23 protein-coding genes are annotated in these 22835 nt (G+C 72.7%); 11 read left to right on the top strand and 12 right to left on the bottom strand.

Annotated features, from left to right (window positions below):
* Positions 1 to 65 precede the first annotated feature (65 nt).
* The 5 genes from ACFPLC_RS05605 to ACFPLC_RS05585 are packed head-to-tail and all read left to right on the top strand — an operon-like array spanning position 66 to position 6906.
* Positions 66 to 1688, top strand: coding sequence for a thiamine pyrophosphate-binding protein (locus ACFPLC_RS05605; protein ID WP_378188850.1), 1623 nt, complete (start codon positions 66 to 68; stop codon positions 1686 to 1688).
* Positions 1685 to 3703 carry a hydantoinase/oxoprolinase family protein gene (locus tag ACFPLC_RS05600; protein WP_378188849.1) on the top strand — a complete coding sequence of 673 codons (2019 nt, stop codon included), beginning with the start codon at positions 1685 to 1687 and terminating at the stop codon, positions 3701 to 3703. The genes ACFPLC_RS05605 and ACFPLC_RS05600 overlap by 4 nt, the downstream gene beginning before the upstream one ends.
* Positions 3700 to 5400 (top strand): hydantoinase B/oxoprolinase family protein, encoded by a 1701-nt coding sequence (locus tag ACFPLC_RS05595; RefSeq protein WP_378188848.1) that lies wholly within the window; start codon positions 3700 to 3702, stop codon positions 5398 to 5400. Before ACFPLC_RS05600 ends, ACFPLC_RS05595 begins: the two co-directional genes overlap by 4 nt.
* A gap of 2 nt (positions 5401 to 5402) precedes the next feature.
* A complete protein-coding gene (locus tag ACFPLC_RS05590) occupies positions 5403 to 6188 on the top strand; it encodes an SDR family NAD(P)-dependent oxidoreductase (RefSeq protein ID WP_378188847.1) in 786 nt (261 codons plus the stop codon).
* Positions 6189 to 6192: 4 nt separating this feature from the next.
* A complete protein-coding gene (locus tag ACFPLC_RS05585) occupies positions 6193 to 6906 on the top strand; it encodes a GntR family transcriptional regulator (protein WP_378188846.1) in 714 nt (237 codons plus the stop codon).
* Here the strand turns inward: ACFPLC_RS05585 and ACFPLC_RS05580 are convergent.
* Entirely contained in the window at positions 6860 to 7099 is a 240-nt protein-coding gene (locus ACFPLC_RS05580) for a hypothetical protein (protein WP_378235720.1), read from the bottom strand. The two genes, ACFPLC_RS05585 and ACFPLC_RS05580, sit on opposite strands and share 47 nt — an antisense overlap.
* An 85-nt stretch (positions 7100 to 7184) precedes the next feature.
* Between ACFPLC_RS05580 and ACFPLC_RS05575 the strand changes: the two genes are divergently transcribed.
* Positions 7185 to 8171, top strand: coding sequence for an ArsR/SmtB family transcription factor (locus ACFPLC_RS05575; protein WP_378188844.1), 987 nt, complete (start codon positions 7185 to 7187; stop codon positions 8169 to 8171).
* Here ACFPLC_RS05575 and ACFPLC_RS05570 read toward each other — a convergent pair.
* Positions 8161 to 10080 carry an NPCBM/NEW2 domain-containing protein gene (locus ACFPLC_RS05570; protein ID WP_378188843.1) on the bottom strand — a complete coding sequence of 640 codons (1920 nt, stop codon included), beginning with the start codon at positions 10078 to 10080 and terminating at the stop codon, positions 8161 to 8163. The two genes, ACFPLC_RS05575 and ACFPLC_RS05570, sit on opposite strands and share 11 nt — an antisense overlap.
* A 159-nt stretch (positions 10081 to 10239) precedes the next feature.
* On the opposite strand from ACFPLC_RS05570, the gene ACFPLC_RS05565 reads away from it, so the two are divergent.
* Both ACFPLC_RS05565 and ACFPLC_RS05560 read left to right on the top strand, forming a co-directional pair.
* Positions 10240 to 11421, top strand: a complete 1182-nt coding sequence (locus ACFPLC_RS05565; RefSeq protein ID WP_378188842.1) for a CaiB/BaiF CoA transferase family protein — start codon at positions 10240 to 10242, stop codon at positions 11419 to 11421.
* Positions 11422 to 11453: 32 nt separating this feature from the next.
* Positions 11454 to 12722 (top strand): aminotransferase family protein, encoded by a 1269-nt coding sequence (locus tag ACFPLC_RS05560; RefSeq protein WP_378188841.1) that lies wholly within the window; start codon positions 11454 to 11456, stop codon positions 12720 to 12722.
* A gap of 91 nt (positions 12723 to 12813) precedes the next feature.
* Here the strand turns inward: ACFPLC_RS05560 and ACFPLC_RS05555 are convergent, their stop codons facing one another.
* The 7 genes from ACFPLC_RS05555 to ACFPLC_RS05525 form a co-directional block, all read right to left on the bottom strand.
* Entirely contained in the window at positions 12814 to 13230 is a 417-nt protein-coding gene (locus ACFPLC_RS05555) for a VOC family protein (RefSeq protein WP_378189071.1), read from the bottom strand.
* Entirely contained in the window at positions 13230 to 13427 is a 198-nt protein-coding gene (locus ACFPLC_RS05550; RefSeq protein WP_004561810.1) for a hypothetical protein, read from the bottom strand. Before ACFPLC_RS05550 ends, ACFPLC_RS05555 begins: the two co-directional genes overlap by 1 nt.
* A 133-nt stretch (positions 13428 to 13560) precedes the next feature.
* Positions 13561 to 14064 carry a GNAT family N-acetyltransferase gene (locus ACFPLC_RS05545; protein WP_378188840.1) on the bottom strand — a complete coding sequence of 168 codons (504 nt, stop codon included), beginning with the start codon at positions 14062 to 14064 and terminating at the stop codon, positions 13561 to 13563.
* Positions 14065 to 14095: 31 nt separating this feature from the next.
* Positions 14096 to 14902 carry an IclR family transcriptional regulator gene (locus ACFPLC_RS05540; RefSeq protein ID WP_378235718.1) on the bottom strand — a complete coding sequence of 269 codons (807 nt, stop codon included), beginning with the start codon at positions 14900 to 14902 and terminating at the stop codon, positions 14096 to 14098.
* Between the two features lie 100 nt (positions 14903 to 15002).
* Entirely contained in the window at positions 15003 to 15695 is a 693-nt protein-coding gene (locus tag ACFPLC_RS05535; protein WP_378188838.1) for a 3-keto-alpha-glucoside-1,2-lyase-like domain-containing protein, read from the bottom strand.
* Positions 15696 to 15771: 76 nt separating this feature from the next.
* Complete coding sequence (locus ACFPLC_RS05530) at positions 15772 to 17313, bottom strand: PH domain-containing protein (protein ID WP_378188837.1); 1542 nt, start codon at positions 17311 to 17313, stop codon at positions 15772 to 15774.
* A complete protein-coding gene (locus ACFPLC_RS05525) occupies positions 17310 to 17819 on the bottom strand; it encodes a PH domain-containing protein (protein WP_378188836.1) in 510 nt (169 codons plus the stop codon). The genes ACFPLC_RS05530 and ACFPLC_RS05525 overlap by 4 nt, the downstream gene beginning before the upstream one ends.
* A gap of 173 nt (positions 17820 to 17992) precedes the next feature.
* On the opposite strand from ACFPLC_RS05525, the gene ACFPLC_RS05520 reads away from it, so the two are divergent.
* Positions 17993 to 18910: a proteasome assembly chaperone family protein gene (locus tag ACFPLC_RS05520; protein WP_378188835.1), complete on the top strand. Its 918-nt coding sequence runs from the start codon at positions 17993 to 17995 to the stop codon at positions 18908 to 18910.
* Positions 18907 to 19641: a class I SAM-dependent methyltransferase gene (locus ACFPLC_RS05515; RefSeq protein ID WP_378188834.1), complete on the top strand. Its 735-nt coding sequence runs from the start codon at positions 18907 to 18909 to the stop codon at positions 19639 to 19641. The genes ACFPLC_RS05520 and ACFPLC_RS05515 overlap by 4 nt, the downstream gene beginning before the upstream one ends.
* Before the next feature lie 4 nt (positions 19642 to 19645).
* On the opposite strand, the gene ACFPLC_RS05510 is transcribed toward ACFPLC_RS05515, so the two are convergent.
* Positions 19646 to 20068 (bottom strand): MarR family winged helix-turn-helix transcriptional regulator, encoded by a 423-nt coding sequence (locus ACFPLC_RS05510; protein WP_378188831.1) that lies wholly within the window; start codon positions 20066 to 20068, stop codon positions 19646 to 19648.
* Positions 20069 to 20132: 64 nt separating this feature from the next.
* On the opposite strand from ACFPLC_RS05510, the gene ACFPLC_RS05505 reads away from it, so the two are divergent.
* A complete protein-coding gene (locus ACFPLC_RS05505) occupies positions 20133 to 20540 on the top strand; it encodes a PaaI family thioesterase (RefSeq protein ID WP_378188830.1) in 408 nt (135 codons plus the stop codon).
* Here ACFPLC_RS05505 and ACFPLC_RS05500 read toward each other — a convergent pair.
* Entirely contained in the window at positions 20537 to 21499 is a 963-nt protein-coding gene (locus tag ACFPLC_RS05500) for an MCE family protein (RefSeq protein WP_378188829.1), read from the bottom strand. The genes ACFPLC_RS05505 and ACFPLC_RS05500 overlap by 4 nt on opposite strands.
* 4 nt (positions 21500 to 21503) lie before the next feature.
* Positions 21504 to 22739, bottom strand: coding sequence for an FAD-dependent monooxygenase (locus ACFPLC_RS05495; protein ID WP_378188828.1), 1236 nt, complete (start codon positions 22737 to 22739; stop codon positions 21504 to 21506).
* Positions 22740 to 22835: the final 96 nt, after the last annotated feature.

Here is a 22835-nt window from a genome sequence, read left to right as displayed (position 1 = left end):
CGTGAGCCGGCCACCGTCGAGGGGTCGATTGCCAGATCGTTGAACGATCTGGCAGTATCCGCGCCGTGGCTGTGAGTGGTGCTCGGGAGCTGGTGGACGCGCTGGAAGCGCTCGGAACGGAGATCGTCTTCGGTCTTCCGGGGGTGCACAACCTGCCACTGTGGGAAGCGCTCGGTGAAACCCGCATCAAGCTGGTCGGCGTTCGCCACGAACAGACCGCCGGGTACGCCGCCGACGGCTACGCCCGCGCCACCGGCAAGCTCGGCGTCGCGCTGGTCACCACCGGCCCGGGCGCGGCGAACACCCTCGGCGCGGTCGGCGAAGCCATGGCGTCCGCGGCTCCGGTGCTGGTCATCGCCACCGACATCCCCTCGACGCTGCGGCGGCCCGGCGTCGTCCGCGGTGTGCTGCACGAGACGTCCGACCAGCAGGCGATGTTCGCGCCGGTGACCAAGGGCGGCTTCACCGTGCGGGCCCCGGACCAGATCGGCACCACCGTCCACCGCGCCGCCCGGCTCGCCCAGCTGCCGCAGAGCGGCCCGGTCTACCTCGGCGTGCCGACCGACTACCTGCGCGAACAGGTGCCGCACCGGCGTCCGCCCGCCCCGCACCGCAAGCCCGACGTCGACGTCCCCGACCTCGCGCGGGCCGAGGCGATGCTGTCCGACGCGGACCACCCGCTGATCTGGGCGGGCGGCGGCGCGCTGCGCTCGGGCGCGGGCGAGGCGATCGGGGCGCTCGCCGAGAAGCTGGCCGCGCCGGTGATCACCACGTTCGCCGCCCGCGGGCTGCTGCCGCTCGACCACCCGTGCCTGGCGCCGAACCCGGTGCACACGCCGGAGGTCGGCGAGCTGTGGGACGAAGCCGACGTCGTGCTGGCCATCGGCACCGACTTCGACGGCCTGATGACGCAGAACTGGCGGATGCCCCGGCCGCCCCGGCTGATCGCGGTCAACGTCGACGCCGACGACGCCGCGAAGAACTACCGGCCCGACCTCACGCTGGTCGGGGACGCGCGCTCGATCGTCGAGCGGCTGCTGCCGAAGCAGCGGGACGGCCTGGACGACGTCACGCTGCGGCTGGCCGGGATCGGCCGGCGCGTGCGCCAGCGGATCCGGGACGAGGAACCGCAGGCCTACGACTTCCTGTCCACTTTGGACGAGGTGTTGCCGACGGACGCCGTGCTCGTCTCGGACATGTGCGTCGCCGGGTACTGGGTCGGCGGCTTCCACCGCGTGCGGGCGCCGCGCAAGCTCGCCTACCCGATGGGCTGGGGCACCCTCGGCTACGGCTTCCCGGCGTCGCTCGGCGCGGCCGCGGCCGGCACCGGGCGGGCCATCTGCATCACCGGCGACGGCGGTTTCCTCTACGGCTGCGGCGATCTCGCGACACTCGCCCAGGAGCAGCTGCCGGTCACCGTCGTCCTGGTCGACGACGGCGGGTACGGGATGCTGCGCTACGACCAAGACCGCGAGGGCCTGCCGCGCCGCGGGGTCGACTGGGACAGCCCGGACTTCGTCGGCCTGGCCCGGTCGTTCGGGGTGCACGCCGACCGCGTCTCCGGCTTCGGGCGGGCGTTCCGGCGGCTGCTCGGCGAGTTCGTCGAGTCGGACGAGCCGAACGTGCTGGTCGTCAAGGCCAAGTTGAAGCCGCCGCTGAACACCTCGCCGCGGTGGTACCGGACATGAGGGTCGGCGTCGACATCGGCGGCACGTTCACCGACCTCTGCGCGGTGGACGAGCGCGGGATCGTCGCCGTCGGCAAGGTCCTGACCACGCACGACGAGCCGGCCCGGGCGGTCGAGGAGGGCTTGGCGGCCCTGCTCCCGGACCTCTCGGCCGTGGAGCAGGTGGTGCACGGGACGACGCTGGTCACGAACGCCCTGATCGAGCGCACGGGCTCGCGGACCGCCCTGCTGGCCACCGCCGGCTTCCGGGACGTCCTGGAAATGCGCCGCGAGCACCGGTACGAGCTCTACGACCTGCGCCTGGAACTGCCCGCGCCGCTCGTGCCGCGGCACCTGCGGTTCGACGTCCCGGAGCGGATCCTCGCCGACGGGTCCGTCCACACCGGACTCGACGAAGAGTACGTCGCGCGGCTCGGCCGGGAGCTGGTGGCGCGGGGGATCGAGGCGGTCGCCGTCTGCTTCCTGCACGCGTTCACCAACCCCGCGCACGAACGCCGGGCGGGCGAGATCCTCGCCGAGGTCGCACCCGGCCTGCGGGTGGCGCTGTCCTCCGACGTCGTCCCGGAGATCCGCGAGTTCGAGCGGACGTCGACCACGGTCGCGAACGTCTACGTCCAGGACCGCACCGAGCGGTACCTGCGCGACCTCGAACGGCGGCTGCACCGGCTCGGGATCGGCCGAGCGCCGCACATCATGCTGTCCAACGGCGGGCTGGCCACTGTGGACACCGCCGCGCGGCACCCGATCCGCATCCTCGAGTCCGGCCCGGCGGGCGGGGCGCTGGCGGCCGCGGCGATCGGCCCGGCCGAGCTGCTGGCCTTCGACATGGGCGGCACGACGGCCAAGCTGTGCCTGATCGCGGGCGGCGCCCCGCTGGTGACGCACGAGTTCGAAGTCGACCGCAAGTACCGGCTGCGGCCCGGTTCCGGGCTGCCGGTGCGGGTGCCGGTCACCGACATGATCGAGATCGGCGTCGGCGGCGGTTCTATCGCCCGGATCGACGCGCTGGGGCTGCTGACCGTCGGCCCCGATTCGGCCGGGTCCGAGCCCGGCCCGGTCTGTTACGCACGCGGCGGCACCGAGCCCACGGTCACCGACGCCGACCTGGTGCTCGGCTACCTCGACCCCGGCTACTTCCTCGGCGGCGAGATGCGCCTGGACGCCGAAGCGGCGAGAGCAGTGCTCCGCGAGAAGATCGCCGATCCGCTCGGCGTGAGTGTCGAGGAGGCCGCCTGGGGCATCCACACGAGCGTCAACGAGGACATGGCCAATGCCGCCCGCGTGCACGCCGTCGAGCGCGGGCAAGACCCGGCGAAACTGCCGATGTACACCTTCGGCGGGGCGGGCCCGGTGCACGGCGTCGGCGTCGCGCGAGCGCTCGGGGCGCCGTCGGTCGTCGCGCCGCCCGCCGCCGGGGTGCTCAGCGCGGCCGGGTTCCTGACCGCGCCGCTGGCGTTCGACTTCGTGCGCTCGGCCCGCGCGGCCGTCCACGACCTGGCGTGGGACCAGGTCGACGCGCTGTTCGCCGAGATGGAAGCCGAGGGCGCGGCGCTGCTCGCCAAGTCCGGAGTGGACGACGTGACGCACCACCGCGTCGCCGAGATGCGCTATGCCGGGCAGGGCTACGAAATCCGCGTCCCGGTCCGCGACGGTCCCTGGCCCGGAACGTTGATCGACGAATTCACGCGCACCTACCGCGCGCTCTACCGGCGCACCGGCCCCGAGGTCGGCGTCGAGGTGCTGAACTGGCGGGTCGTGTCGAGCGGGCCGAAACCGGCCGTGGCGTTGCGGCTTCCCGGGCAGCCGACCGGAGACGCGCGGAAGGGCACCCGGCGGGCCTGGTTCCCGTCGACTGGTGGATTTGTCGACACGGCTGTGTTCGACCGGTACCGGCTCGAACCCGGCGCGCGGGTCGACGGACCGGCCATCGTGGAGGAACGCGAGTCCACCGTGGTCGTCCCGCCCGGCGCGCACTGCGTCGTCCGTGACGACGGCGCGCTGGAGGTGACGGTGTGAGCGTCGACCCCATCGTCGTCGGGCTGTTCGGCCACCGCCTGCACTCGATCCTCGCCGAACAGCAGAACGCGCTGGTCAACACGGCCTTTTCCGCGGTCGTGCGCGAGTCGCTCGACCTCGCCTGCGCGGTGTTCGACGCGCGCGGCGAGATGATCGGCCAGTCCGTCGGCGGCACGCCGGGGCACATCAACGCGATGGCGACCGGCATGCACCACTTCGTCGCCGAGCACCCGCCGGAGACCCTCGAACCCGGGGACGTGCTGCTCACCAACGACCCGTGGCAGACCGCGGGGCAGATCAACGACATCACGGTGGCCACCCCGGTGTTCCGGGACGGCAGGCTGGTCGCGTGGTTCGCCTCCTGCTGCCACGCCCCGGACATCGGCGGGCGGCTGGTGTCGGCCGAAGCCCACGAGGTCTTCGAGGAAGGCCTGCGCCTGCCGATCCTCAAGTTCCTGCGCGCGGGCGAGGTCAACACGGATCTGGAACGGCTGATCCGGGCGAACGTCCGGACCCCGGAGGAGACCATCGGCGACCTGTACGCGCAGGTCACCGGCAACGAGGTCGGCGCGGTGAGCCTGCTGCGGCTGCTGGACGAGCTCGGCCTGGACAGCCTGGACGAAGTCGCCGCCGAGATCATGGACCGCTCGGAGCGGGCGCTGCGCGACGCGCTGCGGGAACTGCCCGACGGCACGTACACCAACGAAGTCGTCACCGACGGCTTCGACGACGAAGAGATCGTCCTGCGGGTCACGGCCACTGTGGACGGTGACGAGATCCACCTCGACTTCGCGGGCTCCTCGCCGCAGAGCCGTCGCGGGATCAACGTGGTGCTCAACTACACGCGCGCGTATGCGTCGTTCGCGGTCAAGGCGGCAATCGCGCCGGAGGTGCCGCACAACGCCGGGTCGTTCCGGCCGGTGCACGTCACCGCGCCCGAAGGCTCGGTGCTGAACTGCCTGCCGCCGGCGCCGGTCGCCTCCCGGCACCTGATCGGCCACTTCCTGCCGTCGCTGCTGATCGGGGCGCTGCCCGGCACGGCGATCGCGCCGAGCGCGGACGCGCTGTGGATGACCATCTGGCGCGGGCCCGGATTCATGCTGAACGTCTTCCAGACCGGCGGGATGGGCGCGCGGGCGGACCAGGACGGCCTGTCCACCACCGGCTTCCCGAGCGGCCTGCGGTCGACGCCGACCGAGGTGATCGAAACCATGGCGCCGCTGGTCCAGCACACGCGGGAACTGCGCGTGGACTCCGGCGGCGCGGGCCGGTTCCGCGGCGGACTCGGACAGGTGACCACGATGGGTGCACTCGGCGTGCCGTCCTGGAGCGTCAACGGGAACGTGGACCGGGTCCGCGCCGCCGCGTCCGGGGTGGACGGCGGACAGCCCGGTGCGCCGGGCCGCTTCGGCCTGCGCGGCGGGGCGGACCTGCCCGCGAAGAGCCGGGTGCCGCTGGCGGCCGGGTCCGTTGTGGACGTCACGCTGCCGGGTGGCGGCGGGTACGGGCCGCCGTTCGAACGGCCGGTGGCGGCGGTGCTCGCCGACGTTGTCGCGGGGTACGTCTCGGTGGCCGCGGCGCGCGAGGTGTACGGCGTCGAGGTGCGGTACCTCGGGGCTCCGGACGCCCTCGTCCGGCTGCCCGAGGACTACGCGGTGGACGAAGAGCAGACAGCACGACTGAGAGCGGGGCAGTGAACATGGGTCGGTTGGCCGGCAAGGTCGCGGTGGTCTTCGGCGGCGCGCGGGGCATCGGCCTCGCCACCGTGAAGGAGTTCCTCGCCGAGGGGGCGACGGTCTTCGCGTCCGACATCCGCGAGCCCGCGGAAGCACTCGACGGCTACCGTCATTCCATAGTGGACGCGACCGACGAGGCCGCCGTGGCGGCGTTCGTCGACGGCGTGATCGCCGAGGCCGGTCGCATCGACGTGCTGTTCAACAACGTCGGCATCCACCTCGGCAAGTCCCTGGTGGACACCACGCTCGCCGAGTTCGACCACATCTTCGCGCTCAACGTCCGGGCCGCCTTCCTCGGCACCCGCGCCGTGCTGCCGCACATGATCGCGCGGAAGGCGGGCAGCATCATCACGACGTCGTCGAACGGCGGCGTGATGGGGCGTCCCGGCGACCCGGTGTACAACGCCACCAAGCACGCGCTGGTCGGGCTGACGAAGTCCATCGCCGTCGCGCACGCGCACCAGGGCATCCGGGCCAACACGGTGAACCCGGGCGCGATCGACACCGACATGCTGCGCAGCACGCTGAACTCGCCGGAGGAGTTCGAGACCAAGCAGCACCAGCTGGTCGCGAGCACGCCCGCGGCGCGCGTCGGCGAGGCCTGGGAGGTCGCGAAGGCCGTGGTGTTCCTGGCGAGCGACGAGTCCCGGTTCGTCAACGGCGTCGTGTTGCCGATCGACGGCGCGAAGGCCGCGGGGGCGATGCCGGGGAACCGGTACAGCCTCGACTTCGACCTCGGCGTCAGGTAGTGCCGTGACCGTCGATGCCTCGGGACTGGAGAGCGCGCGGCCCCTGCTGGAGCGCAGCGGTACGGCCGAGCGGGTCGCGGCGATCCTGCGCCAGTACATCACCGACGGCGCCTTCGCCCCCGGTGAGCGGCTGTCCGAGCCGGTGATCAGCTCGGCGCTCGGCGTCTCGCGCAACACGCTGCGCGAGTCGTTCCAGCTGCTCGCCCACGAGCGGCTGGCCGTGCACGAGCTGAACCGCGGGGTGTTCGTGCGCGAACTGACCACAGAGGACATCGAGGATCTCTACGTCGTCCGCCGGGCCACCGAATGCGGGGCCCTGCGCCGCGCGGCGGAGTTGTCCGCAGTGGACCTTTCGCAGGTGGAAGCGGCCCTGCGCGACGGCCGGGTGGCCGCGGCGGCCGAGGACTGGCCGTCGGTCGGCACCGCCAGCATCCACTTCCACCAGGCCCTCGCCGACCTGGCGGGCAGCGAACGCCTGTCCGCGACGATGCGCCAGGTGCTCGCCGAGACGCGGCTGTTCTTCGTGCTCAACGAAAACACGCGCGCGTTCTACGAGCCGTTCCTGGAGTGCCACGAGCAGATCCTGCGCGACCTGCGCCGCGGGCGGTTCGACGCCGCGGAGGCCGCGCTGGACCGCTACCTGCGTGACGCCGAAGCCCGGCTGCTCGAACTCAGTACGCCGGCGGCCGGAAGCGGAGCACCGGGAACGCCACGCTGATCGCGTACGGCTTGCGGACCGTGACGCGGTGGTACCGCCCGTCCGAGCCGGCCACCCAGCCGGCCAAGGCGATCGTGCGGACGACGGAACACGTGCCGTAGCCGGCGGTGGCCGGGGCGGCCGTGGCGGCCGGTGCCGAGGCGAGCAGCACGGCGGCCACGGCGGCGGCGGTTCGCGCACGTCGGAAGCACACCACCCCACTCAACCCCGGGACGACCGCCGACCGGAAAGGATTCGAGCCGGTTCAAATCCGCCGTCTCCGCTGCTACCGTCGGTTTGTGTTCAAGCTGCGGGTCGACGCGGAGACGGTGGCCAGGACACGGTTTTCCCCGTCACTCGCGGCGGAGTCCCTCGCCTGGCTGAAGCTCGCCGCCGACGCGGGACGGCACCCGGTGTTCGGCGACCCCGGCCCGCTCGCCCGCGGGGCGCTCGCCCACCCCGACGTCGCCCTGCTCCTGGACCTGCTGCCGCGTCCCGGCGAGGTCTACACGCCGGACCTGCTCACCCCGCAGCCCGGCACGGCCACCCGGCCGCGTGACCTGCTCGACGAGCAGATCGCGCGGATCGAGGCGACCACGCAGGACGAGGTCGAGACCCAGGTGCTGGCCCACACGCAGGCCCACTGGACCAGACCGCTGCCGGTGACCGCCCGGCGCAGCGTCGAGTCCGGGTCGATGCCCCGGCGCCTGGCCAACGGCCTCGCCCGGTTCTGGCGCGACGCGCTGGCCGAGGACTGGGCCGGCCTGCAGGCGGTCCTCGACCGGGACATCACCCACCGCGCGCAGGCGATCGCCCGTCACGGCGTCGGCGGGGTGCTCGGCAGCCTGCACCCCACGATCGGCTGGGCCGGCGACGCGATCACGGTGGTGAAGCCGTTCGACGGCGAGGCCGACGTCTCCGGCCGGGAGCTGGTGCTCGCGCCGGGGGTGCTCAGCTGGCCGGTCATCAGCATCCAGATCGACGTGCCCGGCCAGGTCGTCCTCTGCTATCCCGCCCACGGCGTCGGCACCGGCGCCGGCCACCGGCCGGGCCGGATCGCGCCGGTCGTCGGGGCGGCCCGGGCGGCGCTGCTGACCGAGCTCGACCTCGCGCGGTCGACCGCGGAGCTCGCCGCCCGAACGGGGTACAGCCCGGGGACCGTGTCGTACCACCTGAGCGCGTTGCACCGGGCGGGTCTGGTGAGCAAGGTGCGGGACGGGCGGTACGTGCTCTACCGGCGGACCGCCCAGGCCGTCGCCCTCCTCGAAGGCGGCGTCAGCAGCTGACGTTCGGGGCGATCCAGTCGGCGTACTCGTCCGCCGACCCGTCGCCGCCGTCGTCGACCGCGATGGCCAGCTGCTGGACCCCGGTGACCGGGATCGTCAGCTTCCGCGGCTGCGTGCCGCGCTGGACGATCCCCGTCGCGAAGAGCTCCCGGCCGTCGCCCAGCACGCGGAACGCCACCGTCGCCCGCGGGCCCGATGCGTCGTCGACGCCGTACTGGGTGGTGAACGACTTGCACGCCCCGCCGAGGTACAGCCGGATCACCGACGGCGCGTGCACGCCGATCCCGCTGTTCGGCTGGTAGCCCACGCCGCCGACGGCCATCGCCCGCCCGTTGGCCACGCTGCCGCGTTCCACCGGACCGAGGCCGTTCTCCGAGTACAGCCACGGCCGGGTGCTCAGGTACGTCGTCCCGGTGCCCGGGGCGGTCACCAGCGGTGTCTCGGCGGAGCCCGCCGCGGTGCGCGGGCCGAATTCGGTCGTGTACCCGCCGCTCGCCCCGACCAGCACCTTCGCCGCCGGGGCCGCCGTCGGCCGCAGCGTGATTTCGCGCGTCACCGTGCTGCCCGGCGAAACCCGGGGGACGTCGACCTGCGCGGGGCCGTCCAGCGTCCACCCGGACGGCACGGTGATCGTGTAGCGCGCGTCGGTGATCGGGGTGTCGCCGTCGTTGGTCAGCGTCACCGTGCCGGGCACCGGCTGGCCGGCCAGGAAGCCCTCCGGCAGCTCCACGCCCAGCGTCACCAGTGGCTCGGCGGGGGCGGGCTGGCCCGGCCACACGCGGAGGAAGGTCCCGGAATTCGCGCCCGCGGACGTGCGCAGGGTGCCGGTGCTGGTCAGCTCGGCGCCGGTCCACAGGTCGCGGACCCGGTAGACCGGCGCCGTCGCGACCCCGGATTCCGCGAGGTCGACCGCGATCGTCCGGGCGGTCCAGCCGCGGTTCAGCAGGAGCACGGCGACCGAGCCGTCGGACATCGGCTTCGCCCAGATCTCGGCGTCGCCGAGGTCGCGGATCTTGCGCCCCGGCGTCCCGGACCAGTCCTGGTCGACCGCGATCACGTCCCGGTTGCCGAGCGTGTCCGGCGGGAACGACTCGTTCGGCATGAGCGGTGCATTCATCAGCGCCCACAACGAGAACTGCGCGCGCCGCACCCACGGGTCGAGGAAGCTGAAGTTGAGGTAGCCGGGGTCGCTCCAGCCGCCGGGGCCGGTGTGCCCGGCGAGCGGGATCTGCTGGTCCACGGCCAGCATCGCGGCCGGGAAGTTGTCCGGGAGGTCGCTGGTGAGCTGCCACGTGTGCGCGCCGGCGCCGGGGGCCCACTCCCACTGGCGGTAGTTCGCCGAGAAGGTGTCGATCATGGCGAACAGGATCGGCCGCCCGGTGGCCTTGAGCGCGTCACCCATCTTCTTGGCGGCCGCCGCGACCCCGTTCTCGCCGCCGCACGTGTCGTATTCGAGGTAGTCGACGCCCCAGGCCGCGAACGTCCGCGCGTCCAGCTCCTCGTGGTCGCGGGAGCCGGGCATCGCGCTGCCGCAGACGAGCGCGCCGGTGCCGCTGTGCAGCCCGAACTTCAGGCCGTTGGCGTGCACGTAGGCGATGAGTCCCGGCAGGTCCGGGTATTTGGCCGGGTCCGGCTGCAGCTTCCCGTCCGCCGCGCGCGTCTTGGCCGCCCAGCACCCCGCGATGTTGACGTAGGTGTAGCCGTCGTCCTTCAGGCCGCTGGTGACCAGCATGTCGACCGCCGCGCGGACCTTCGTGTCGTCGATCCGCGGGCACTGGTTCCAGCCGCGGGACCACGAGATGCCCATGGGCGGCTTCGCGGCGACGACCGGCTCGTCGGCGGCCGCGGGCGCGGCGAGCGCCGTGCCGAAGGTGAGGAGCGTGAGCAGCAGGACCCCGAACCGGCGCATGGTTCCCTCCCCGGGACCGCGGACAAGATCTCCAGGGTGACGTGGGGGCGAACCGGGCATGAGGGGAGAAATGCCCGCCTCCGGACGGCGGCTTCCCGAGTCCGCCGGATGCCCCGGGGTAGAAAGGGGACCGACGCCGAGCCACCCGAGGAGCCGTGGATGCCCCCTGCTGTCCGCCCGCTGGACGGGATCAAGGTCGTCGACCTCTCCCGCATCCTCGCCGGGCCCTACTGCACCCAGTACCTCGGCGAAATGGGCGCGGACGTCGTCAAGGTCGAACCGCCGGGCCACGGCGACGACACCCGCGGCTGGGGGCCGCCGTTCGTCGGCGACGAGGCCGTCTACTACCTGGCGGCGAACCGGAACAAGCGCGGGATCGTGCTCGACCTCAAGAGCGACCGCGGCCGGGAGGCGCTGCGGCGGCTGGTCGCGGACGCCGACGTCCTGGTCGAGAACTTCCGGCCGGGCACGCTCGAGAAGTGGGGCATCGGGTACGCCGAGCTGTCCGCGCTCAACCCGCGGCTGATCCACGTGTCGATCACCGGGTTCGGGCAGACCGGGCCCTACCGCGACCGCGCGGGCTACGACCTGGTGGCCCAAGCCCTCGGCGGCGTGATGTCGCTGACCGGCGAGCCCGACGGCGCGCCGGCGAAGGTCGGGCTGCCGGTGGCGGACCTGAACGCGGGGACGTGGGCGATCATCGGCGTGCTGATGGCGCTGCAGGCCCGGCACACGACCGGCCGCGGCCAGTACCTCGACGTGTCCCTTTTGGACAGTCAGCTGGCCTGGCACGTGTACGCGGCGGGCGCGCACTTCTACGACGCGCCACGCCCGCGCCGGATGGGCTCGGCGCACCCGAGCATCGTGCCGTACCAGGGCTACCACGTCGCCGACGGCTGGCTGACCATCGCGGTCGGCAGCGAGAAGCTGTGGCACGCGTTCTGCGGGGTGCTCGGCCTGGACATCGCCACCGACCCGCGGTTCTCGTCGAACGCTCTCCGGGCTGCGCATCGCGACGAGCTGAACGCGCTGCTGGAGCCGGTGCTCCTGACCCGCCCGGCGGCGGAGTGGATGAAGGCGTTCGACGCGGCGGGCATCCCGGCGGCCCCGATCAACGAGATCGACGACGTCTACGCGGACCCGTGGGCGGCCGCGCGCGAGCAGGTGGTCCGGCTGCCGCACCCGACGGTGGGGACGTACGTGGGCACGGGCTTCCCGGTGAAGGCGTCGGACACCCCGGCGCGGCCGACGTCCGCCCCGCCGACCCTGGGGCAGCACACCGCGGAGGTGCTGGCCGAGCTGGGGTACTCGGCCGAGGAGATCGCGGAGTTCCTGGACTGATGGTAGGGATGGGACAGGAGCAAGGAGGACCGATGTCAGCACAGCACGCCCTGTGGCACCCGTTCGCCGACATGGGCGCGGTCGACGGCGACCGGATGGTCATCACCCGCGGCGAGGGCTCGTACGTCTGGGACGACGCGGGCCGCCGGTACTTCGACGCGACGGCGTCGCTCTGGTACGCGAACTTCGGCCACGGCCGTCCCGAGATCACCGAAGCGGTCTCCCGCCAGCTGCAGGAGCTGGACTCGTGGAACCTGTTCGGCTACAACGCGAACCGGCCGGCGATCGAGCTGGCGGACCGCGTCGCGGCCCTGGCCCCGGAGCCGGGGTCGAAGGTGTTCTTCGGCTCGGGCGGCGGCGACGTCATCGACACGGCGGTGAAGCTCGCGCGGGCGTACTTCGCGCAGACCGGACGGCCGGAGAAGGTCCACGTGATCGGCCGGGCGCAGGGGTACCACGGAACGCACGGGTTCGGCACGGCGGTCGGCGGGATCCCGGCGAACGCGGCGGGCGTCGGCCCGCAGCCGCCGTCGTTCTCCCACGTTGCCTACGACGACGCGGCAGCGCTGGAGGCGGAGATCGAGCGGGTCGGTGCGTCCCGCGTGGCGGCGTTCTTCTGCGAGCCGGTGATCGGCGCGGGCGGCGTGCTGCTGCCGCCGGAGGGCTACCTCGAGGAGGTGGCGGCGATCTGCCGCCGTCACGACGTGCTGTTCGTGGCGGACTGCGTGATCGCGGCCTGGGGCAGGCTGGGCACGTGGTTCGGGATCGACCGGTGGCCGGTGCGGCCGGACCTGATCACGACGGCGAAGGGCATCACGGGCGGTACGATCCCGCTGGGCGCGCTGGTGGTGGCTCCGCGGGTGGCAGAGCCGTTCTTCACCGGGAAGCCGGGCGCCCCGATCTTCCGCCACGGCCCGACGTACGCGGGTCACCCGGTGGCCTGCGCGGCGGGGTTGGCGACGTTGGACATCTACGAGCGCGACGGGCTGATCCCGCGCGGGCGCGAGCTGGAGAAGCCGTTGGCGGACGCGGTGTCCTCGGTGAGCAGACACCCACTGGTCAAGGAGATTCGCGCGGGCCTGGGCTTCCTGGCGGCGGTGGAGCTGACGGCGGAGGTCGTGGACGCGGATCCGGGCGCGCCGGTGAAGTTGCAGCGGGCGTGCCGCGACGAGGGTGTGATCGTGCGGAACCTGGGCCGTGGGGTGGCGGTGTCGCCGCCGCTGGTGGCGGCGGAACCGGAGCTGGACCTGCTGGCGGCGGCCCTGCCGAAGGCGCTGGACCGCTTGGCGGCGCAGGTGTGAGGTGAGGGCGCTTTCCTGTCCTCCGACGGCAGGAAAGCGCCCTCACCAGGCCGGCGGCGCCCCAGCTCGCCGCCGACCCGGCCCGGGCACCTCAGGAAACGCAGAACTCGTTGCCTTCCGGGTCGGCCATGGTCACCCAGCTGTGCGGGCCCTGCCGCCCCCGCCAGAGGAACTCCGCGCCGCGCGACTTGAGCTTTTCCAGGGTCGCCTCGACGTTGTCCGCGCCCACCCACACATCCAGGTGGACCCGGTTCTTCACCGTCTTGGCCTCCGGTACCTCCTGGAACAGGATCCGCTTCGGCGGCCCCTCCGGTGGCGAGTCCGGGTGCCGGATCCCCGCTCCCGCTTTCCACACCAGCGAACCGCGGTGGGTCCGGGTCTCCGACTCCGCCGCGTACCCCTTCGCGATCATCTCGCGGATGAAGTCCTCGTCCGTCGGTTCCACGGTCCAGCCGAGCGTCTCGGCCCACCAGTCGGCGAGGACGTGCGGGTCGGCCGAATCCACCACTACCTGGAAGTCATGCGCCATACCGGCACATTAACCACCGAGTCCGACATTTTCCGGAGCATCGGGTCCTCGGGGACGACCGTGAACCGCCACTTGTCCACGCCGCCGCCCATGATTTCGGCGTACCGGCGTGCACCGTCGGCGTTGGCGAAACGCACCTGCTGGCCGTTCGTCAGGTGGGTGATCTTGACCGCCACGACTACCTCCCGAGTATGTGGGCCGGCCCGCGGAGCTTCCCCCTCCGGGACCGGCAGGGCACAGTAGAACACATGTTCGACCTGCCGCGCCACTCTCTCCCTCATGTAGGGGACCACCGAAAGAAACCGCAGGTCAGAGGGGGCGGATCATCGCGACACGCGGCCAGGCGTCCAGGCCGCGGGCCGCTTCGGCACGGCGGATCGAGCGCAGGCCGTCGCCGATTTCCGCGGCCGGGACGACCCGGAACCCGAGCCGCTCGTAGTACGGCGCGTTCCACGGCACGGTTTCGAACGTCGTCAGCGTCAGCGCCGTCAGCCCGCGCGCCGCCGCCCACTCCGCGAGCGTCTCGATCAGCGCGCTGCCGATTCCCCGCCGCGCGTGCGACGGCCGGACCGAGACCTGCTCGATGTGGGCGTGGCCGTCGACGACCTCCGCGAGCAGGTAGGCCACCGGCCGGTCGGCCGCGTCGACGCTGACCCACGCGCGGTCCGCCGCCTGGAACACCGCCAGCTCGGCCACCGAACCCGGGTCGTCGTCGGCGATCGCGGCCATGCCGACGTCGCGGAACAGCGCACCCGCTTCGCGCTCGACGTCGATGAGCGCGGGCAGGTCGTCGGGGCGCGCGAGCCGGATCACCCGGGCAGTTCTACGCGCCCGGGCGGAATTCTCACAGCGAATAAGACGTGATCGCCCGCTGGATGCGGATCGCGTACTCCTGCAGCGCGGCGATCGCCGTCTGCCGGGCCTCTTCGGTGATCCGGGCGGCCGGGCCGGCCAGGCTCAGCACCGTCGGCCGCCTGCCGATCGTCTGCACCGGCACCGAACAGGCCCAGACGCCCTCGTCGAGCTCGCCGGAGCTGACCGCGTACCGGTTCTCCAGCGCCTGCTTCAGCTCGTCGCGCACCGCCGTCCCGCGCTGCTCGACGATCGACGCCCACCGCCGGTCGCGTTCGATCTCCGGCAGCAGCGCGAGCAGCATCTTGCCGGACGCGCCGACGCCGAGCGGCAGCGAATGCCCGGGCTCGAACGTGAACCGCATGGCGCGATCGCACTCGACGCGGTCCGCGCACACGGCGACGTCGCCGAACCGCTGGAACAGCATCACCGTCTCGCCGAGCTCCCGCGCGGCCTCCTCCATCGCGGGCCGCGCCAGCCGGACCATGTCGTTGGCCAGCTGCGCGGCGCGCGCCAGCGGCATCACCTGGCTGGTCAGGTGGTAGTGCCCGGCCCGGCCCTCCTCGAGCAGCTGCAGCTCCTTGAGGAGGGCCACGTACCGGTAGGTCGTCGCCACCGGGGTCCCGATCGTCGCGGCCAGCTCGGCGACGCTCGCCTCCCACCGGCGCTCCGAAAAGGCCAGCAGCAGCTGGAGGACCTTGCGGGAACTGCTGGCCCCGGGGTGCGGCGCGGGGAAGTGGTGGCGGAACCGTCGACGGTACTGACGGCAGGCGTCATCGTGACCCTCTCGGTGAGTCAAAAACTACCTTCGCTATCACACGGGGTGAATAAATTAGCACGTAGTGTGAAAGGAAGGCCAGCAATGGGCCCGGAAAAGGGCGTTTGCCGTCGCGCCGAGGTCACATGGTGAGAAACTCGCCCGGTTTCGTCACCACGGGTGACTCGACGTAGAGCCCGCGGTACTCGTCCTGGATCCCCGAGTTGTGCACCTGCAGCGCGAGCGGGCCGACGCGCCCGGCCGTCTTGTCGGTGAACCGCAGCACTTCGACGCCCTTGCAGGTGATCGTCGTGCCGGTGAGCGGGCAGCACGCCATCCGCGCGACGCCGGTGGCGGCGTCGCCGATCAGCTCGCACTGCGCCCACTTCTCGATGTCGATGGTGGTGTGCGGCAGCTGCCGGAACAGTTTCCCGCCCCCGTCGTTGTGTCCCGGCCGGTAGTCCCAGTGTCCCCCGTTCGGCGGCTGGAACTGGATGGCGCTCAGCGCGTCGCGGATCGGGTCGGTGGTGCCCCAGATCAGCACGGTCGGTTTGTGGTTGCCCTTGACCTGCCGGACATTGAATATCCACCGAAACGTGCCGACCTGCTGTTTGTTGTAGTACAACCAGCCGCGTGCGGTGCCGTTGCCGTGGACGACCCCGTTTTTCGCCGACCAGAGCCCGGTTTTCGACGACGTCCACGCGCTCAGGTCGGTGCCGTCGAACATCGAAACCAGATTCGGGTCGCCGTAAGGGTTTCCGGCCGCCGCGGCCGGTGCCGGGACCGAGGCCGCGACGATCCCCGCGGCCAGCACACCGAAGAGTTTCCGGAACATCCTGCCGTCCTCTCGTCGAACGCGGATCGAGGGTTCGGACGGCGGATTTCACGTTAAGAGCGGCGCGGGGCGGGCGTCAACCACGGTCCCGGTGACCGGTGAGGAACGGCGTGAGCAGGCCGGGCAGCGCCCGGTCGGCGAGCGCCAGCCCGTCGGCCTCGCCGACGTCGAGCACGTGGTACTTGCCCTTGCCCGCGGCGACCGGCGCGATCAGCGTGACCAGCCCGGCCCGGCGCTGGAAGTACGAGCGCTCGACGACGATCCCGGTCAGCCCGTCGCAGCGGATCGCCGCCGTGCCGCGGTCCAGCGAACCCGACCGCGTCACCAGGTACCGGCCGGTGAGCGCGTGCCCGAGGCCGCGGTAGCGGTCCCAGCCGACCAGGGCCGCGAACGGCACCAGCACCAGCGCGACCTGCCACGGCCAGTCCGGCAGCGCGCCGAGCCGGGCCAGGCCGTAGAGCGCCGCGGCGAGCAGCAGCACGCCGAGGACGGCCCGGGACAGCCGCCGGTACAGCGCCCGGCGCGGGTGGCGCACCAGCGGCGTCGCGGCCGGGTCCTCGCCCAGCACTTCGGCGACGACTTCGTGCGCGCGGGCCAGCGGCGTCGGGGGCAGCAACAGGCTGCCGCCCTTGTCCGCGCTCTTGCCTTCCCGCAGGCCGGCGGCGACGGCGACGCAGCGGGCGCCGCCGGCCAGCCGCAGCGGCAGCGGTTCGCGGATTTCGGCGCCGCGCAGGCGGTCCTCCTCGATCGACACCGACCGCGTGGTGATCAGCCCCCGGCGGACGTGCAGGGTGCCGCCGGGTTCGCGGGTGAGCCGGAAGTTCCAGAACGACAGCACGTACCCGCCGATCGACAGCAGCGAGACGAGCACCAGCAGCCCGGCCGCGGCGAGCACCAGGCTCAGCCACACGGGAGTGTCGGCGAAGTGCCCGACGACGGCCTGGACCAGCGAGAACTGGATCGGGTCGAAGTGCAGCTCGTGCGCGAAGTGGTACACGGTGCCGACGGCCGCGCCGACCACCGCGATCCCGGACAGCGTGAACGGCGCGTACCGCAGCCACCGCTTGTCGACCGCGGCGATCAGCTGCTCCGGCGGCGCGGCGACTACGGCGTCCGGGTCGGAGACGGCCTCGGCCTTGCGGTGCAGCAGGAGCGTCCGCAGCCGCTGGGCCTCGGCGATGGTGACGGCGTCGAGGACGAGCTCGTCCTTGCCCGGCCCCTTCCCGTGCGAGTGCCGTCCGGTGCCGATCCGCGCGGCGGCCAGGGAGAACAGCCGGTGCTTCGGCTCGGAGGTGACGTCGACCGTGCGGATCCGGTCGCGGGGGATCGCGCGCTGCTTGCGCAGCAGGAGCCCGGTGTGCCACTCGACCTGCGACCCGGTGATCCGGTAGCGCGAGGTCAGCACGTGCGATACCCCGGTGAACACGGCGATCGCGGTGAACACGAGGCCGACCCACTGCCACGGTTCGCCGCGGCCGAACAGCAGCGCGCCCGCCAGCACCGGCAGCGACTTCACCAGGTCGAGCACCGGCCGGATGAGCAGCATGCGCCGGTCGAGGTGGTGCCACGGCGCCTCCTGCGTGCCCTCGGCGGGTGGGGTGATCGCTTCGGTGCTCACGTGGCGTCCCCGCGCACCGCCTGGGTCGTCTTCGTCAGCTCGTCGGCCAGCGCGAGCGCGCGGTCGTGCGCCAGCCCCGAGATCCGCAGCGGGCCCGCGGCGGACGCCGTGGTCACGGTGATCTTCGCCAGCCCGAACAGCTGCTCGAAGGGGTCGCGCTCGATGTCGACGGTCTGGATCCGCGAGATCGGCGCGATCCGCCACTCCTGCTTCAGCCAGCCGGACTGCGTGTAGACGGCCTCGCCGGTGACCTCCCAGCGGTGCACGCGGTAGCGCCACTGGGGCATCACGAGCAGGTGCAGTGGGCCGAGCACGCAGGAGAGCACCAGCGTCACGGTCAGGAACGACGGCGCGTCGTCGCTGGTCACCACGATGAGGGTCTGGATGCCGAGCAGGATGATCCAGAGGATCGAGGCGGTCACCGTCCAGTAGCCGATGGCCCGGCGGCTGACCCGGTGCGCCGGCGGCCGCAGCCGGGGCGCCGTGCTCGTGGTGTGTTCGCTCACGGCTCAAGCGTGCCCGATCGGGGCCTTGCGTGCCCACGACGGTTGTCACGATGGCGATCCGGTCGGGCCTCGATCGCGTGGCGTTACGATCGGCGACACCGCCGGAGGAATGGAATCGCTCTCCGGGTGTGTTGTGCTTGACGGATTGGTGTAGCGGAGAGCAGGAGGACCCGGTGGGACTCGATCCCGACGACCTGTACGAGGTGGACTCGGACGTCCCCGACCTGACCGGCGCGGTGCTGCTGCACCACTTCGAGGGGTTCATGGACGCCGGCTCGGCGGGCCGTCTGCTGGCCGAGCACCTGCTGGGCGGCGAGCACCGGGTGATCGCCCGCTTCGACGTCGACCGGCTCATCGACTACCGCTCGCGGCGGCCGACGATGACCTACGCGGTCGACCACTGGGAGGACTACGACGCGCCCGAGCTGGTGGTGCACCTGCTGCACGACACCGACGGCACGCCGTTCCTGCTGCTGTCCGGCCCGGAGCCGGACCACGACTGGGAGCGGTTCAGTGCGGCGGTCCGGAACCTGGTCGAGCGCTGGGGCGTCCGGCTGACCGCCGGCTTCCACGGCATCCCGATGGGCGCGCCGCACACCCGCCCGCTCGGCGTCACCGCGCACGCCACCCGCAAGGACCTGGTCGGCGACAACCAGCCGCTGCCGAACCGGCTGCAGGTGCCGGGCAGCCTCGCCGCGCTGCTGGAGTACCGGCTCGGCGAGTGGGGCCACGACGCCATGGGCTTCGCCGCGCACGTGCCGCACTACCTCGCCCAGTCGACGTACCCGGCGGCCTCGCTGATCGTGCTCGACGCGCTGAGCCGGGCGACCGGGCTGAGCCTGCCCGAGGGCGAGCTGCGCGCGGCCGCGGACCTGGCCGACGCCGAGATCAACCGCCAGGTCGCGGAGTCCGACGAGATCGCCGACGTCGTCCGCGCCCTGGAGCGGCAGTACGACACGTTCGTCGAGGCCTCCGACCGCGGCAGCCTGCTCGCGGAGTCGGTCGAGCACATGCCGACGGCGGAGGAGCTCGGCTCCCAGTTCGAGCGGTTCCTGGCCGAGCAGAACGGCGGCGACGGGCCCGAGCGGTGACGGCCCGCTACGACGAGATCGGCGTCGGCTACGCGCTGGGACGGCGGACCGACCCGCGCTGGCTCGAGCCGGTGGTGTCCGCGCTGGGCGCCGCGGCTTCGGTGCTGGACGTCGGCTCCGGAACGGGGTCCTACGAGCCGCCCGCGCGGGACGTCGTCGCGGTCGAGCCGTCGGCGGAGATGATCCGGCAGCGGTCCCCGGAGGCCGCGCCGGTCGTGCGGGCGGTCGCGGAAGCGCTTCCGTTCGCCTCGGGCACGTTCGACGCCGCGCTGGCGGTGCTGACGGTGCACCACTGGCCCGACTGGCGCGCCGGGCTCACCGAGCTGCGGCGGGTGGCGTCCCGGCAGGTCGTCCTCGCCTACGACACGGCCCTGCACAACGACTTCTGGTTCGTGCGGGAGTACGTGCCGGAGGTGGCCGCGCTCGAGGACTCACGTCCTTCGGCGCCGGAGATCGCCGACTTCCTCGGCGCGTCTTCGGTGCGGCCGTTGCCGGTGCCGTGGGACTTCACGGACGGCGTCTTCCCGGCGTACTGGCGACGGCCGGAGGCCTACCTGGACCCGGCGGTCCGCCGGTCGTGCTCGGCGCTGGCCCAGACCGCGCCGGAGGCGGTGTCCCGGGGGATCGACCGGCTGCGGGCGGACCTGGAGTCCGGGCGGTGGCAGCGGGAGCACGCGGAGCTGCTGGAGCTGCCGGAGTGGGACGCGGGGTTCCGGCTGATCGTGGCCTAGCGGCTCACCACTCCTCGCGGGCCAGCTTGCCGACGGCTTCGGCGGTCTGCCGGAAGCCCGCTTCGCCCAGAACCGCGCGCAACTGCGCGTTGAACTCCTCGATCTCCGGTGCGACGCGGGTCAGCGCCTCCTCGCCCGCCGCTGTCAGCCGCAGAACCACCGCCCGGTGCTCGCGGGGATGTGGCTGCTTGGCGACCAGGTGCGCCTCGACGAGCCGGGTGACCATCGCCGTCACCGCGGATTCGCGCTGGCCGAGCCGCGCCGCGAGGTCCCGCTGGGTCAGGGCGCCTTCGCGCACGGCGAAGAGGGCGCCGAGCTGGGCCGTGGTGATGCCCGCCGCGGCGAGGCAGCGGCGGTCGGCCGCCACGCGCAGCCGGTGGGCGGCCTGCTGGAGCAGGAAGAACAGGCGCTGATCGGGTTCGGGCACGCCCCGATCTTGACAGTCCCGGACATACCGCGCCATGCTGACTTCACTAGTGAAGTGAGGGGTCATGCTCGATTTCGCAGCAGCGCGCGCGGGTCTGGCGAGCCAGCCGTTCAGCCGGCTCCTCGGCGCCCGGCTGACCGAGTTCGGCGAGGGCGCGGCCACGCTCGAACTGGACATCCGCGAAGAACTCCAGCAGCAGAACGGCTACCTTCACGGCGGTGTCCTCGCCTACGCGGCCGACAACGCGCTCACCTTCGCGGCGGGAACGGTGCTCGGCCCGGCGCTGCTCACGGCCGGCTTCGCGATCGACTACCTCCGCCCGGCGGTCGGGGTCACCTTGCGGGCCCGCGCCGTCGTCGTGCAGGCCGGGCGGTCGCGGGCCACCTGCCGGTGCGACGTGTACACGGTGGACACCGACGGCGAGCCGGTGCTGTGCGCCGCCGCGCAGGGGAGTGCGCGCTCGAAACCCTAGCCGTGGCAGCCTTCTTCGTTCAGCGGGCCGAACGACGGCAGGACCAGCCCGCACAGGTAGCCGTCGACCCAGCGGCCGCTCCCCGCGATGTTGGTCCCCAGCCGGACGAACGGCGCGAAGCCCCGGATGCCCGCGGCCAGCGCGTCCTGGTTGCGCTGCAGCATCGACGTCAGCTGGTCCAGGTCGGCCAGCAGCGGTCCCACCCGTGACTCCGCGATCAGCCCGGACAGCTCCGCCGACAACCGACGGGAGCCGTCGAGCAGGGTGGTGATCGCCGTCTCGCGGTTGATCACCTCCGCCAGGAGCTCGTTGCCGTCGTCGAGGAGGCGGCGGACGGCCGCGTCGCGGTCGACGAGCGTCTGCGACACCACCCGCGTGTTGCCCAGCAGTGACCCGAGCTGCCGGTCCCGGGACGCCAGCGAATCCGACAGCCGCGAGAGCCCGGTCAGCGCCGCGCGGACGCTCTGCGGCGTGTTCGCCAGGGTCGCCGAAAGCGTGTCGAAGCTCCGGGCCAGCCGGGCGGTGTCGATGCGGTCCACTGTGGACGAGAGGTCGCCGAACGCCGTGAGGATGTCGTAGGGCACCGTCGTGCGCGATCGCGGGATGGGCACGCCCGGGTCGAGCGTGGCCTCGCCCTGCGGGTCGAGGGCGAGGTACTTCTGGCCCAGCACCGTCTTCAGCCGGATCGCCGCGGTCGTCGCGTCGCCCAGCCAGGCTCCCTTCGCCCGGAAGGAAACCAGCACGTGGTCGCCGCGCAGCCGGACGTCCGACACCCGGCCGACCTCGACGCCGGCGACGCGGACGTCGTTGCCCACCCCCAGCCCGGCCGCTTCGGCGAACTCGGCCGCGTACGTCGTCCCGTCGCCGATGACCGGCAGGGAACGGACGTTCAGCGCCGTGACCACACCCAGGGCCAGCACGGCCAGGCCGGCGAGGGCGGTCCTGACCGGGGCTGACATGGCGTCAAGAGTGACCCGGCTCACGCCCGGCCGCCAGCCGGGTCCCCCGATGAGAGGAATCGAGCTGCGGGTAGGCCCGGTATTCGAGCGCGTTGGCCGCCCGGTCGGTCATCCAGGTGAAGATGCTGCCGAACAGCCGCGTGCTGAGCATCCGGTAACCGCGGTTGCGGCTGCGGATCTTCGCGGCCGTGCGCGGCGCGAGGAAGTTGCCGGAGCCCTTGCCGTTCTTCTGCCCGATCGTGGCCGGCTTCCGCAGCCGCTGCTCGTACTTCGCGAACGCCGTCACGTGGTCGCCGCCGGCCGCCGCGAGCTCGCCGGCCAGCACCTGGGCGCCCATCATCGCCAGTCCCGTCCCCGAGCCGCCCGGCCCGGCGCACCACGCGGCGTCGCCGAGCAGCACCACCCGGCCCGCCGACCAGCGGTCGAGGTGGATCTGGCTGATCGAATCGACGTACAGGTCGTCGGCCGCGGGGAGCGCTTCGAGCAGCTTCGGCGTCTCCCAGCCGGTGTCGGCGAACAGCTGCGCGAGCAGGGCCGCCTGCTCGCCGGGCGTACGGCGGTGGAACTCGATGCCGTCGGCCGCGAAGACCAGGCCGACGTGCAGCCGGTCCGGCAGCCGGTGGCTGCCCACCACCAGGCCGCGGCCGGGCTCGTTGTACATGATGCTGGTGTGGTCGAGGCCGAGGTGGTTGGGCGCGGTGAACCCGGCGATGCCGAAGCCGAGGTCGCGCCGGAAGTCCTCCTCCGGCCCGAAGGCGGCGGCCCGGACGCCGGAGTGCACGCCGTCGGCCCCGACGACCAGGTCGAACTTCCTCGGCGCGCCGCGGCGGAAGGTGACTTCGACGCCGTCGGCGGTCTCGGTGAGGCTCGTGACGCGGTCACCGAAGACGTATTCGGTGTGGTCCGCGGTGTGCCGGTACAGGATCCGCGCGAGGTCGCCGCGCAGGATCTCGACCTCGCCGCTCCAGGCGGCGCCGGGCACGGTCAGCGCCGGACGGCCGTCGGGACCGAGCACGGTCTGGTCGCCCATCGCCGTCTCGTACCGGCGGATTTCGTCGAGCACGCCCATCGCGGCCAGCAGTTTCACCTGCTCGCCGCGGAAGTCGACGGCCTGGCCGCCGGGCCGCGGGGCCGGTGCGGACTCGACGACGGTCACGCGGTGGCCGGCGCGGTGCAGCCAGTGGGCCGCGGCCGGGCCGGCGATGCCGGCCCCGGAGACGAGCACGGTCTTGGCGGTCATCGGAGGGTTCCTCTCGGGTCGGTGGATGCCGGGACCGAGAGTGCGGGCGGCCGCTGACGGTCCGCGCACGGTCCGCTGACGGCTCGCCCGGTGGCG

This window comes from Amycolatopsis plumensis (assembly GCF_042652605.1).
Lineage (GTDB): Bacteria > Actinomycetota > Actinomycetes > Mycobacteriales > Pseudonocardiaceae > Amycolatopsis > Amycolatopsis plumensis.
Note: the sequence above shows the minus strand (reverse complement) of the source record. Positions and strands in the feature narration are given on the sequence as shown.